Here is a 12,813-nt window from a genome sequence, read left to right as displayed (position 1 = left end):
CCCGGCCACCAGCTGACCGACGGGTCCCGTGTGCTCGACGGAGCACACGGGACCCGTCGGTCGCACTCCACCGAACGGATTACAGTTGCTGCCCTCATGAACAGGGAAATCGCGGACCGACCGCACCGCCCCACCGCTGCCCCCCTGCTCCGGCTCCACCTTTTCGGCGGATTCAGGGTCACGCGGGACAGCGGTCCCGCCCCGGCCGAACGCTGGCCGCGGCCCGGTGCCCGCACCCTCGTGAAGCTGCTCGCGGTCACCCCCGACCACCAGCTGCACCGCCAGCTGGTGATGGAGACCTGCTGGCCCGAGGCCGACCGCGCGGCCGCCCTAGGGAGCCTGCGAGTCGCCCTGCACGCTGCCCGCCGCGCCCTGGAACCCGAACTCGCGCCTCGTACCGTCTCCTCCTACCTCATCACCGACGGCGAGCTGCTGAGGCTCGAACCGGCCACCGTCTGGATCGACGTCGACGAAGCGGAGGACCGGGCCGTCGCGGCCCTGGAGGCCGGCGGGATCCGCCGGCTGGCCGACGCCCTGACCGCCTTCCCCGGGGAACTGCTCCCCGAGGACCGCTACGCGCCGTGGGCCCGGGCCCGCCGCGAGAGGACCGCCGAGCTGCGGGACCGGTTGCGCCTCGCCCACGCCGCGGCGCTGCTGGCCGACGGCCTCGCCGAGGAGGCGGCCGCGGCCGCCCGGGCCGTCCTCGACGACAGCCCCGCGGACGAGCGCGCCCACCAGCTGCTGATCGACGCCTATCTCCGGCAGGGTCTGCCCCGACTGGCGGTCCGCCAGTTCCACCGCTGCCGCGAGATCCTCGACGTGGAGCTGGGCATCCGCCCCGGCCCGGCCACCGAGCGACTGCATCTGCTGGCCCTCGGCGCGCCGGGCAGCGGCCTGACCTCGACGGGTCCGGGTTTCACCCTGCCCGCTCCGCTGCGGGTCCCGGCGCCCGTTCCGCTGCACGGCCGGGACCGGGCGCTCGCCGAACTGCTGGCCGAGGACGCGCCCCCGGTCCAGCTGCTCGCCGGCGAGGCCGGCCTCGGCAAGACGCGGCTGGTGACGGAGGCGGCACGGCAGGCCGCGTCGGAGGGCGCCCTCGTGCTGTGGGGAGCCGGACACGAGGCGGAGGGGCGCACCCCGTACGGCGCCTTCGTGGAGGCGTTCGACGGCTGGCTCGTCGACCGGTCGGCGGCCGACCGGGCCCGGGTCGGTGTCGAGTACCCGGAGCTGACCGCGCTGCTGCCGTCGCTCGGACGCACCGGCATCGATGCCGCGCGCAGCCCGGAGGAGGAGCGCGAGCGGCTGTTCGGTGCGGCGGCCGGGCTGCTGCGCGACCTCGGAGCGGCAGCGCCGGTCCTCGTCGTGCTCGACGATCTGCACGCGGCGGACAGCGGTTCCTTCCAGCTCCTCAGCCATCTGGCCCGGCGGGCGTCCGCCGCCGGCCTCCGCTGGCGCTTCGCCGTCACCTGCCGGACGGGTGAACTGGCCGCGACCGATCCGCGGCAGGCCGCCCTCGACGCCCTGGAACGGGCCGGACTCTCCCGGCGGCTGCGGCTGGAGAGACTCGGCCGCGACGACTGCCTGGCGCTCGCCGCGCACGCCCTGGGTCTGCCCGAGGGGACCGCGGCCCCGGAGCGGGTCTGGGAGCTGTCGCTCGGCAACCCCCTGTTCGCCCTGGAGCTCGCGCGGGAATGGGGCGAGAACGCCGGGGAACCCGAGGAGGTCCATGCTCCGCAGGGCGTACGCCAGCTGGTCTCGGGTCGGCTGGCCCGGCTCGGTCCCGAGGCCCGCCGGGTGGTGGAGGTGGTCGCCGTCGCCGGCGGCAACGCCGCGCTCGCGGAGGTGCTGGACGTCGCCGCCAACGGCATGCACCCGCGGATACCCGCCGCGAACGCCACCGCGGGCGCGGACGCGGCCGTCGCGGCCTCCGTGCTCGCCGAACGTGCGATGGTCGTCGACGGTCGCCCGGTCCCGGGACTGGCCTTCCGTCACCCGCTGATCCGGCTCACCTGCTATGAGCAGCTCTCCGCTGCCCGCCGCCGGCTCCTGCACTCCGCGTACGCCGACGTGGTCCGGCGCCGCAGCCCCGACGCGGTCGACACCCTCGCCGCGCACCTCGCCCGCGCCGACGACCCGCGCGCCACCGGCTATCTGCGCCAGGCCGCGGAGCGGGCCGCCGCCCTGTGCGCCAACGACACCGCGGATCACTACTACGCCGAGCTGACCGGCCTGCTCGACTCGCTGACCGCCGAGGCCGCATGGGCCCGCATCGACCACAGCGCCGTGCTCCAGCGGATGGGCCGCTACGACGACGCCGTCCGTCTGCTGCGCGGGGCGGTGGAGGACTTGCGGCGACGCGGCGACGCGGACGGGCTCGTGCTGGCCACGGGCCGGCTCGCCGACGTGCTGGCCAGGGTGCGCGCCGCCGAGGAGGGCCTGGCCCTGCTCGACGCCCAGCCACCCGGTCCCGCCACCTCCGCTCGGGCGACCGCGGTCCATCACACCGGCCGGGCCGCGGTCTGTCTCACCGTCGGCCGCTACGCGCAGGCCGTCGAAGCGGCCCGGCTGGCCGGCGCCTCCGCCGAACGGGTCGTCGGGCCCGAGCGCCGCGGCCTGTGGGGACGGGCGCTGATGCTGCAGGCGGCCGCACTGGCCTTGGACGGCCGGTTCACCGAGGCCGGGCCGGTCGTCGACGCGGCGCTGCCGCACGCCGAGGCGTTCGGCGAACCCAGGCTGCTCGGGTCCGTCCTGTCCGTCCAGCGCGAGCAGTCACGCCGCGCGGGCCGGCTGAGGGAGGCCGTCGAGACCGGGCACCGGGCCCTGGTCGTCGCCCAGCGTGCGGGCGATCCGGCGACCGTGGCCTTCGAGCAGGCCAACCTGGCCGAGCTGTATCTGCTGCTCGAGGAGTGCGAGCAGGCCTCGGCCCAGGCCGCCGCCGCGGTGGAGGCGTCGCGGACCGAGCCCGACTGGTCGACGCCGTACGCCCTGCTCGCGGGGGCCAGGGTCAGGATGCGTACGGCCGCAGGTGACCCGGCCGAGCTGCTGGAGACCGCGCTGCGCTGGGCGGTGGTGCACACCGACCGTCAGGCCCAGCACGAGGTGCTGACCGCGCAGGCCGAATGGCGGATCCGGCAGGGCGACCCCGAGGCGGCTCTGACACTGCTGGACCAGGGCACCGGGTCCGGTACCGCCTACATCACCGCGTGGGCGCACCTCGCCGCAGGGCGCGGCGACCGGGCCGCCGAGCTGGCGCGGGCCGAGATCGAGCGGGCCACCGAGGCGGGCGAGCGGCTGACGGAGACCGCGGCCCGCACCGTCCACGCCGCTGCCCTCGGTGCATTGGGCCGCGCCGCCGAGTCGGCGGAACTCTTCGCCGCTGCCGAGGAGCTGGCAGCCGGGCTGCCGTACCCGGCCGGGATCCGTCGCATCCGACTCGCCCGCGGCAGGCCGTGGTGAGGCGGGCCGCCGGGTCCGCCCGCCGCCACCCCTGAGAACCGTGGTGCCGGCGCGGCCCCTGCGATACGCGCCCCACGCCGGTGTCCTGGAGACCGCGCGACGGCGGGCCCAGGAGAGGGTTCCGTCACCCACGGCCCGCTTCGCCGACTCGACGCATCGCCCCGAGACATCGCCCCGAGACCTGGTGCGCCGCGCTTCGGTTGACAGCGGCTCCGAGCGAGGCCGCCACGCGATCCGGGAGCGCCTTGACGACCGAGCGGGCGACCCTGCCGGTTGCGCAGAGAGGTCGCCCGTTCCCGAGGCGAAGGCTTGCTGTACGTCCACGGCGGAGACCGGCGGGGCACCCAGGCGCACCCGAATGGGTGACTCCGTCTCGCCGCACGGCGGCCGTCGTCCGAGGCTCGAAGCCAGGGCATGCCGGGAACGGCCGGTGTCGCCCGTGACGGAGAGGAAACCCATGGCCGACTCGTCCAAGCCCGCCAGCGCCGCGACCGCGGCCGCCAACCGGGAGGCGCTCTCCCGGTACGCGATGGAAGACCGGCAGGACTTCGCCGACCGGGACCGTGGCTTCCTCGCCCCGCTGCCCGACAAGCTGTACGCCGGGAACGGCCGGGTGATCTTCGACGCGGCGCGGTTCGACTACATCGGCGACGACGTCCCCGCCCCCGACACGGTGAACCCGAGTCTGTGGCGGCAGTCGCAGCTGATCCGGAAGGGCGGCCTGTACAAGGTGGTCGACGGGGTCTTCCAGGTCCGCAACAACGACATCGCGAACCTCACCGTCATCGAGGGCGAGACCGGCCTGGTCGTCGTCGACTGCATGGCCTCCGTCGAGGCAGCCACCCAGGCGATGGGCATGATCCGGGAGCACGTCAGCGACAAGCCGGTCGCCGCCGTCATCTACACCCACACCCACATCGACCACTACGGCGGTGTCAAGGGGGTGGTGAGCGCCGAGGACGTCGCCTCGGGCAAGGTCCCCGTCATCGCGCCGGGCACCATCGCCTCGTTCGACAAGCACGCGATCGGCGAGAACGTGATCGCGGGCAACGCCATGTCCCGGCGGGCGTCGTACGCCTTCAACAGCCTGCTCGACCTCGGTGAGACCGGTTGCGTCACCTGCGGCATCGGCATCTCCACCGTGCCGGGCGTGACCGTCTCGTACATCTCGCCGACCGACCCGGTGACGAAGACCGGTGAGAGGCGTGAACTGGGCGGCCTGGAGTTCGAGTTCCTCTACGCCCCGGACACCGAGGCGCCCGAGGAGATGCACATCTGGATTCCCCAGCTCGCGGCGCTCACGTGCGCGGAGAACGCCAACCACTCCCTGCACAACATCCAGACACTGCGCGGTGCGCGGACCCGGGACGCCCGCAACTTCGCCCGCTACCTCGACGAGACCCTGGAGCGCTGGGGCGACGAGGCCGAGGTCCACTACGGGCCGCACACCTGGCCGGTCTGGGGCAACGAGCGGGTGACCTCGTTCCTGGAGTCGCAGCGCGACACGTACAAGTACATCCACGACCAGGCACTTCGGCTCGCGAACAAGGGATACACCCCGCTGGAGGCGGCCGAGGCGGTCGAGCTGCCCGAGGAGCTGGGCCGCGCGTGGTTCAACCGCGGCTACCACGGCACGCTCCACCACGACGTCCGCGCCGTGTTCACCAAGGAACTCGGCATGTGGGACGGCGATCCCGTCTCCCTCCATCCGCATCCCCCGGTCGAGACGGCCCGCCGCCTCACCGAGCTGATCGGCCCCGAGAGGATCCTCGCCGAGGGGCGGCGCGCGTTCGACGCGGGCGACTACCGGTGGGCCGCCCAGATCCTGCACGCCCTGGTGTTCGCCGACCCGGAGCACACCGAGGCGAAGAACCTGCAGGCCGACGCCTACGAGCAGCTGGGCTACCAGGCCGAAGGGCCCCAGTGGCGGGGCATCTTCCTCACCGCCGCCAAGGAACTCCGCGAGGGCGTCCTGCCGGCCGCGTTCGCCACGGCCAGCCCGGACTCGATCCTGGCCATGCCGATCGACATCCTCTTCGACTACGCCGCCGTCCACCTCATCGGCGAGAAGGCCGCCACCGCCGACCTCCGCGTCGACTTCCGCTTCACGGGCGCCGAGGCCGAGGAGACATGGGCGATGTGGGTCCGCCGAGGCGTCCTCAACGCCCGCCGCGGCCCGTCGTCCGACCCGCAGCTCATGGTGACCGGCCCCAAGGCGGCCCTCGTCTCCACGCTCCTCAAACCGTTGAGCGCCCCGCAGTTGGCCCAGGAGGGGAAGATCACCCTGAAGGGCGACGAGACCGTCCTGCAGACCCTGGCCGGGCTGCTCGACGACTTCGACCCCGACTTCGCCATCGTCACTCCCTGATCGCCGAAGGACGCGGCAGGGCAACTCCTGCTGTTCGTGCGCGCTGCGCAGGGGACCGTCGAGGTCATGTCGTCCGGTCGAGGACGCTGCCGAGCCGGCCGAGCGCGAAGCCGGCGGGAATGGTGACGAGCCCGGGGCTGACCAGGGCCGTCCCATGGAGATCCAGGTCGGGGAGCGGCCGACCTGGACGCGTCAACGTGGCTCCGAGGGAGCCGGAAGGGGTGCGCGGGCACGTCGCGCACGTCGGCCGCCGCCGCATGTGGGGCTCGCGGGTGTCGCGTCCATCGGACGGGAGTCGGGCCTCGTCGATCGCGCGCATCGTGTGGGCCGTCCCAACGCGCAACATTCGGTTTGCGGGCAGACACATCGTGAATGGACTTCTGAGTCTGATGCCTTTCACTGCGCGTGGTTCTGGCTCGAATACGTGCGCAGTGCCTAGACACAGTGGTTATGTGAGATTAACTTGTCCGTCACTTGGCGGAGTCGTCGCCCTTCCTCTCCCGCTTCCCTCGGTCGTGCACCCGTGCGATCGCGTGCCGATTCCCCGGGATCCGCTGCCGTCTCTTCAGGCAATCCAGGAGTACAGGAGTTCCCCATGACCAGAGCGCGGCCGAAGAACATGCCCCCGTCCCTGGACTACCCGAACGCCGGAATCGACCGGCTCCTCGCCGGTGCCGCCCGATCCTTCTCCGACCGGATCGCCGTCCGCGACGGCGAGGAGACGCTGACCTTCGCGGAGCTGTACGACCACGCGCTGCGCGTGGCCAACGGGCTGCGCGAGCGAGGCATCGCCCCGGGCGATGTCGTCGCCATGCATATGCCCAACTCGCTCTGGTACGTCGTGGCGTACTACGGCGCGATCTGCGCCGGCGCGACCGTCGCCCCGGTCAACCCCGCCCAGCCGACCCGCGCGCTCACCGAGCAGCTCCAGGACGTCGGGGCCAGGGTGGTCGTCACCCATCCGGCCTGCGCCGCCGCGCTCGCCGACGTCGACGCCCCAGGCGTACGGTTCGTGGCGCGCGTACCCGGGACCGCCGCCGCTCCGGTGTCGGCCTCCCCGCCCCCGGCTCACCAGGAGACCGTGCCCTTCGCCGAGCTGCTCGCCGCCGACCCCCTGCCCGGGGACGCGGCGGACCCCGACCAGGTCGCTCACTTCCAGCTGACCGGCGGCACCACCGGCCGTTCGAAGGCCGTGCGCGTGCTCCACCGCAATGCCGTGGCCGCTGTGCTCCAGGCGGCGTGCCTCCGCTCCGCGGCCCTACCGGAGCAGGACGCCGAGGGCGGCGTGTTCCTCCGGCCGGTACCCGATGCCCTCAACGCGTACGCGCTGCCGGTGGGTGAGGGCGCCACCATCGCCGTCGCCCCGCTCTTCCACGGCATGGGCCTGATCACGCAGAGCGTCAACATCATCCTGGGGCAGACCACCGTCATGGTGGCCGGCTTCCAGCCGGATGCCTTCCTCGCCGACGTCGAGCGCCACGGCGTCACCGCGATCACCGGGTCCCCCGCGATGTACTACGCCCTGCTCGCGAGCCCGGCCCTCGACAAGCACGACTACTCCCGGGTGCTGATGGCCGTCTCCGGAGCGGCGCCGATCGACACGAAGGCGCTGAGCCGCCTTGCCGAGGTCTTCCCGAACGCCCTGGTCTGCGAGGGGTACGGACTCACCGAGGCGAGCATGGGGCTCGCCGGCGCCCCACCGAACCCGACCGTCGCCACCCCGGTGGGCAGCGTCGGTATCGCGGTGTTCGACACCCGCGTCGAGATCCGCTCGCCGGACACGAACACCGTCCTCGGGGTGGGGGAGACGGGCGAGGTGTGGGCGAGCGGCCCGCAGGTCGCCGACGGGTACCACGCACAGCCCGAGCTGACGGCGGAGCAGTTCGCCGACGGCTGGCTGCGCACCGGCGACATGGGGCGCCTCGACGAACACGGCCATCTGTTCCTCGTCGGACGCGCCAAGGACATGATCATCTACAAGGGGTACAACGTCTATCCGCAGCCACTGGAGGAGATCCTCTGCAGTCATCCGGCGGTGGCCCAGGCCGCGGTCGTGGGCGCCCCGAGCGCGAGCGCGGGCGAGATCCCGGCCGCCTTCGTCGTCCTGCGCTCCGGTACCGAGGCGGGAGGGGACCTGGGCGACGAGCTGATGGGGTACGTGGCCGAGCGTGTCGCGCCGTACCAGAGGGTCCGTGACCTGCGGGTGGTCGACTCCCTGCCGCTCACGCCCACCGGCAAGATCCTCAAGACGGCACTGCGCGACCAGCTCACCGAGGGTGCCGCCACGGCTCACTGAGAACGGGCCGATACGTCCGCGACCCGGGGAAGCGCGGGGCGCCGGCGTAGGCGCCCTCGCGTCCACGCGCGTGGAGACGCTCCCCGAGTCGGCCTGGAAGGCGATCCTCGATTCACTTGTCTTTCTCCTCCTGCCTCGGCCGCACCCCCTTCGGGCGTGGCCGAGGCCGTTGTCCGGGCACGGTACCCACCTGCCCCTCCACCTACAGGAGTCACGTTGAACAGACCGTGGAAGACCCCGATGCGCCGACGGCCGAGCGCCTTCGCCGCAGCCCTGGTAGGCGTCTTCGCCGCCGTCCTTCTCGGGCCCGCCTCGTCCGCCACAGCGGCCGCCGAACCCGGGCTCGACACCCCGGCCGCCACGCTCGACGCGGCGCTGCACTGCCCCGGTTCCTACGCCCATCCCGACCGTGAGCCGGTGCTGCTGGTCCACGGCACCAGCTCCACCGCCGACGAGAGCTGGGGCTGGGGCTACGCCCCCGCGTTGCGCGACGCAGGCTACGACGTCTGCACGGTCGACCTGCCCAACAGGTCGATGGGCGACATCCAGGAGGCCGCCGAGTACGTCGTCCACGCCGTCGACAGGATCAACTCCCTGACCGGCCGCAAGGTCGACGTCATCGGCCACAGCCAGGGCGACATGGAGATCCGCTGGGCGCTCAGGTGGTGGCCGAGCCTGCAGGCCGAGGTCGACGACGCGGTCTTCCTGGCCAACCCAGGCCACGGCGTCGGAGCCGGCAACCTCTTCTGCACCATCCCGTGTGCGCCGGCGCTGCACCAGTTCAGCGTCGGCTCGAACTTCCTCGCGGCCCTGAACGCGGGCGACGAGACGCCGGGCGCCGTCTCCTACACCAACCTCTACAGCCTCACCGACGAGGCGATCGTCCCCGTGACGACCGCGCCCGTGAGCGGCGCCGAGAACATCTCGATGCAGAGCGTCTGCCCCGGCCGTGTCGTCACCCACTTCGGCTTCCTGTACGACTCCGTCGCCTACGGGCTGGTCGTCGACGCACTGTCGCACTCCGGTGCGGCCGACCCCGGCAGGCTGAGGTTCGGCAAGTGCCTGGACGTGAACCTTCCCGGTGTCACGGCCTCCGAAGCGAGCGCGGCCACCGCGGTCGCCGCCGCGAACATGAGCGCGGAGCTCCTGAACGCCACCAAGGTCTGGGCCGAGCCGTCCCTGCGCCCCTACGCCCTGTCCTGACCCCGCCTCCCGACAGCGGGCCCGTGCCGCTGAGCGGCACGACGGGCTCGGTCCCTTGCGTGTCGTGCCGTCGCGGACGATGCGACCTCGGCCGGGGAGAACCACGAGCGGTTGGTCCTCGTGCGCCTGCCGGACGGATGGCGGATCTCCCGCTACGTGTTCGGCAAGTCCGCATCCGACGGTCTCGACTCCGAGGGCTTCGGCGAACGTCTGGCGTCCGCCGCCCGCGGCCGGTGAGGGACGTCTGATGGTGCTTCAGCCGTCCAGGCGGCGTCCGGCGAGCCAGGCGACCATCTCGGGGTCGTGGTGGTCGAAGAACAGGGAGCCGCCGGTGTCGAGGGTGGCGATGGCCGCCATCTGCTCGTCGGTGAGCCGGAAGTCGAAGACGTCGAAGTTCTCGGCCATGCGCTCGGCGCGCACGGACTTGGGGATGGCGATGACGCCGCGCTGGGTGAGCCAGCGCAGGACGACCTGGGCGACGGACTTGCCGTGCTCCTTGCCGATCCCGGCGAGCAGCGGGTTGGCGAACAGGTCGTTCTTGCCCTCGGCGAAGCCGCCCCAGGACTGGATCTGCACGCCGTGCTCGCGCATGAGGCCCTGGTAGTCGGCGCGCTGGAAGAAGGGGTGGGTCTCGATCTGGTTGACCTGCGGGGTGATCTCGTTGTTGACGATCAGGTCGATCAGCCGGTCGGGGTAGAAGTTGGCGACACCGATCGCCTTCGCCGCGCCCTCGCGGTTGAGGGCCTCCATGGCGCGCCACTGTGCGTAGACGTCGCCGAAGGGCTGGTGCATCAGGTACAGGTCGAGGTGGTCCAGGCCGAGCTTGGTCAGGGAGGTCTCGAAGGCGCGGCGGGTGTTGTCCTGGGCGGGGGCGTCCTGGACCCACAGCTTGGTGGTGACGAACAGTTCCTCGCGGGGGATGCCGCTGTTCTTGATGGCGCGGCCTACGGCTTCCTCGTTGCCGTAGGCGGCGGCGGTGTCGAGGAGGCGGTAGCCGACGGCGAGGGCTTCGATGACGGCGCGCTCGGTGTCCTCGGCGGGGATCTGGTAGACGCCGAAGCCGAGGAGTGGCATCTCGACGCCGTTGTTGAGGGTGACGGTCTGCATGAGTGGGGTGTCCTTCGCTGTACGGGTGGGGGGCGTGCGGTCAGGGGCGGATGAGGGCCTTGAGGACCTGGCGGTCGGCCATCGCCCGGTAGGCGTCCGGAGTCCGGTCGAGGGGGAAGGCCTGATCGAAGACGCGGCCGGGGGTGATGATGCCGTCCAGGACGTCGGGCAGCAGCTGCTCGGTGTAGGCGCGGGCGGGGCTGGCGCCGCCGGTCAGGGTGATGTTGCGCATGAACTCGGCCGGGCCGATCGGACCCTGCTCGTACTGGGGGACGCCCAGGCGGCTGATGGTGCCGCCGTTCAGGACCACGCCCAGCGCGGTGTCGAGGGCCTGACGGGTGCCCACGGCCTCGACGACCTTGGCCACGCCGCCGGTCAGCTCGCGGATCCGGGCGATGCCCTCCTCGCCGCGCTCGGCGACCACGTCCGTGGCACCGAACTCACGGCCCAGACCCGTACGGGCTTCATGGCGGCCGGCGAGCACGATCCGCTCGGCACCCAGCCGCTTCGCGGCGATCACCGCGCACAGGCCGACCGCCCCGTCCCCGATCACCAGCACCGCATCCCCGCGGCCGACGCCGGCGGTGACGGCGCTGTGATGGCCGGTGGTCATCACGTCGGAGAGCGCCAGCAACGACGGCAGCAGCGCGGAGTCGGCGGCCACCGGCAGCTTCACCAGGGTGCCGTCCGCGTACGGGACACGGACGGCCTCGCCCTGCCCTCCGTCCACACCGTCGAAGCCGTACCGGCCGCCGTTGCGGCACGAGATGTGCAGGTCCTTGGCGCAGTAGTCGCAGGTGTTGTCGCTGTAGGTGAACGGGGCGACGACCAGATCACCGGTCTTCAGACCGGTCGCGTTCGCGCCGGTCTCCTCGACGACGCCGAGGAACTCGTGCCCCATGGGGCGGCCGGTGCCGGTGGCGGGCGGCAGGCCGGCGAGCCGATCGAGCTGCTCGGCGGAAAGCGTGACGGCGTCGGCGGCGGTGTTCTCCTCGACCCGGGTCACGCGCTTGGTGCCGGGGATCGGGGCGATGTCGTCGCCCTGAGCGAGCAGCCACGCCAGCGCCACCTGCCCGGGTGTGGCACCGGCCTCGTCGGCCAGGGCCTTGACCTCGTCGGCGAGCGCCAGGTTGCGCCGGAAGTTCTCCCCGGTGAAGCGGGGGTTGTCGCGGCGGAAGTCGTTCTCGTCGAACTGGTCGGTGGAGCGCACGGTGCCGGTCAGGAAGCCGCGTCCCAGCGGGGAGAACGGCACAAGCCCGATGTTCAGCTCCCGCAGGACGGGCAGGACACGCTCCTCGACGCCTCGGGTGAACAGGGAGTACTCGGACTGGACCGCGGTGACCGGCTGGACCGCATGAGCCCGGCGGATCGTGTCCGGACCGGCCTCCGAGAGCCCGAAGGCGCGCACCTTGCCCTCGGCGATCAGCTCGCCCACGGCGCCGGCGGTCTCCTCGATCGGCGTGTTCGGGTCGACCCGGTGCTGGTAGTACAGGTCGATGTGGTCGGTGCCCAGCCTCTTCAGCGAGCCCTCGACCGCGGTGCGGACGTTGCCCGGGGAGGAGTCCAGGTTCCACGCGCCGTCTCCGGCGTGCGAGACCAGACCGAACTTGGTGGCCAGCACCACCTTCTCCCGGCGCCCCTTCAGCGCCTTCCCGAGCAGCTCCTCGTTGGTGTAGGGGCCGTAGATCTCGGCGGTGTCGATCAGCGTGACACCCAGCTCCAGGGCCCGGTGCACGGTCCTGATCGACTCCGCGTCGTCCGTGCCCGAGCCGGTGTAGCCGTGGGACATGCCCATCGCGCCCAGCCCGATCCGGGAAACCTCCAGGTCACGCAGCTTGATGTACCGCATCTCGCCCTCTCCGGTCGGTGGCGTTGCCCGTCCCCCTCACTCTCGCCCGGCCCGGCGGGTCGTGCCGGTCAGAGCCTTGGCGACGCGGAGGGGACCGGCGTCTTCGTCATCAACCTTCGCCCCGCTCGCCCCGCTGTGGCAGGGCGGACTCTTCAGGGGTAATGACAGGGCCCCCCTCCCGCCTGCGAGGCGGGCGGCCACCGGGTGAGACTGGGGTCATGGCATCCCAGAGCGCGCACAGCGAGGGCGCCGAGCTGGGCCGCTTCCTGCGCGCCCGCCGCACCCAGACCAGCCCCGAACACGTCGGCCTCACCGTCGGCGCCGGCATCCGCCGTACCCCGGGTCTGCGCCGCGAGGAACTGGCCACCCTCGCCGGCATCAGCATCGACTACTACGTGCGCCTGGAACGCGGCAAGGAGACCCGCCCCAGCCCCGCCGTCCTCGACTCCCTCGCCCGCGCCCTGCACATGGACGACCAGGAACACCAGCACCTGCGCGAGCTCGCCGCCCGAGCCGCCCGCTACGCCCCCGAAC

Annotated in this window: 8 protein-coding genes and 2 pseudogenes; 6 read left to right on the top strand and 4 right to left on the bottom strand. The window is 72.5% G+C overall.

Features of this window, described 5'->3' with window-relative positions:
• Positions 1-96 precede the first annotated feature (96 nt).
• Positions 97-3,456, top strand: coding sequence for an AAA family ATPase (locus CCN56_RS02815; protein WP_086823088.1), 3,360 nt, complete (start codon positions 97-99; stop codon positions 3,454-3,456).
• Between the two features lie 457 nt (positions 3,457-3,913).
• Positions 3,914-5,824 (top strand): alkyl/aryl-sulfatase, encoded by a 1,911-nt coding sequence (locus CCN56_RS02810; RefSeq protein WP_086823085.1) that lies wholly within the window; start codon positions 3,914-3,916, stop codon positions 5,822-5,824.
• Between the two features lie 64 nt (positions 5,825-5,888).
• On the opposite strand, the gene CCN56_RS44145 is transcribed toward CCN56_RS02810, so the two are convergent.
• Complete coding sequence (locus CCN56_RS44145) at positions 5,889-6,020, bottom strand: hypothetical protein (RefSeq protein ID WP_256961686.1); 132 nt, start codon at positions 6,018-6,020, stop codon at positions 5,889-5,891.
• A gap of 399 nt (positions 6,021-6,419) precedes the next feature.
• Between CCN56_RS44145 and CCN56_RS02800 the strand changes: the two genes are divergently transcribed.
• The 3 genes from CCN56_RS02800 to CCN56_RS44140 all read left to right on the top strand — a co-directional run bounded on the left by CCN56_RS02800 (position 6,420) and on the right by CCN56_RS44140 (position 9,560).
• Positions 6,420-8,120, top strand: coding sequence for a class I adenylate-forming enzyme family protein (locus CCN56_RS02800; protein WP_086823080.1), 1,701 nt, complete (start codon positions 6,420-6,422; stop codon positions 8,118-8,120).
• A gap of 216 nt (positions 8,121-8,336) precedes the next feature.
• Positions 8,337-9,323 carry a triacylglycerol lipase gene (locus CCN56_RS02795; protein WP_143664407.1) on the top strand — a complete coding sequence of 329 codons (987 nt, stop codon included), beginning with the start codon at positions 8,337-8,339 and terminating at the stop codon, positions 9,321-9,323.
• Between the two features lie 111 nt (positions 9,324-9,434).
• The gene (locus tag CCN56_RS44140) at positions 9,435-9,560 is read left to right on the top strand and encodes a hypothetical protein (protein WP_256961685.1); all 126 of its coding nucleotides are present in this window, start codon (positions 9,435-9,437) and stop codon (positions 9,558-9,560) included.
• An 18-nt stretch (positions 9,561-9,578) separates the two neighbouring features.
• Here the strand turns inward: CCN56_RS44140 and CCN56_RS02790 are convergent, their stop codons facing one another.
• The 3 genes and pseudogenes from CCN56_RS02790 to CCN56_RS42890 all read right to left on the bottom strand — a co-directional run.
• Positions 9,579-10,430, bottom strand: a complete 852-nt coding sequence (locus tag CCN56_RS02790; protein WP_086823074.1) for an aldo/keto reductase — start codon at positions 10,428-10,430, stop codon at positions 9,579-9,581.
• Positions 10,431-10,470: 40 nt separating this feature from the next.
• Positions 10,471-11,355: pseudogene (locus CCN56_RS42895) on the bottom strand (zinc-binding dehydrogenase); the annotation flags it as partial.
• Positions 11,344-12,279, bottom strand: a pseudogene (locus CCN56_RS42890) (aldo/keto reductase); the annotation flags it as partial. The pseudogenes CCN56_RS42895 and CCN56_RS42890, both read right to left, overlap by 12 nt.
• Before the next feature lie 218 nt (positions 12,280-12,497).
• Between CCN56_RS42890 and CCN56_RS02780 the strand changes: the two are divergent.
• Positions 12,498-12,813: helix-turn-helix transcriptional regulator (locus tag CCN56_RS02780; RefSeq protein WP_143664406.1), on the top strand; the 316-nt coding region annotated here is incomplete at its 3' end.

Origin of the sequence: Streptomyces sp. NRRL B-24572, from assembly GCF_002156145.1 — a bacterium.
Taxonomy (GTDB): Bacteria; Actinomycetota; Actinomycetes; order Streptomycetales; family Streptomycetaceae; genus Streptomyces; species Streptomyces vietnamensis.
This window is presented reverse-complemented; position numbering and strand designations above follow the sequence as displayed.

Bases quoted from the DNA above. Each gene is read 5' to 3' on its own strand.
- CCN56_RS02790 (WP_086823074.1), bottom strand. From the start codon at position 10,430: ATGCAGACCGTCACCCTCAACAACGGCGTCGAGATGCCACTCCTCGGC.
- CCN56_RS02810 (WP_086823085.1), top strand. From the start codon at position 3,914: ATGGCCGACTCGTCCAAGCCCGCCAGCGCCGCGACCGCGGCCGCCAAC.
- CCN56_RS02800 (WP_086823080.1), top strand. From the start codon at position 6,420: ATGACCAGAGCGCGGCCGAAGAACATGCCCCCGTCCCTGGACTACCCG.
- CCN56_RS02815 (WP_086823088.1), top strand. From the start codon at position 97: ATGAACAGGGAAATCGCGGACCGACCGCACCGCCCCACCGCTGCCCCC.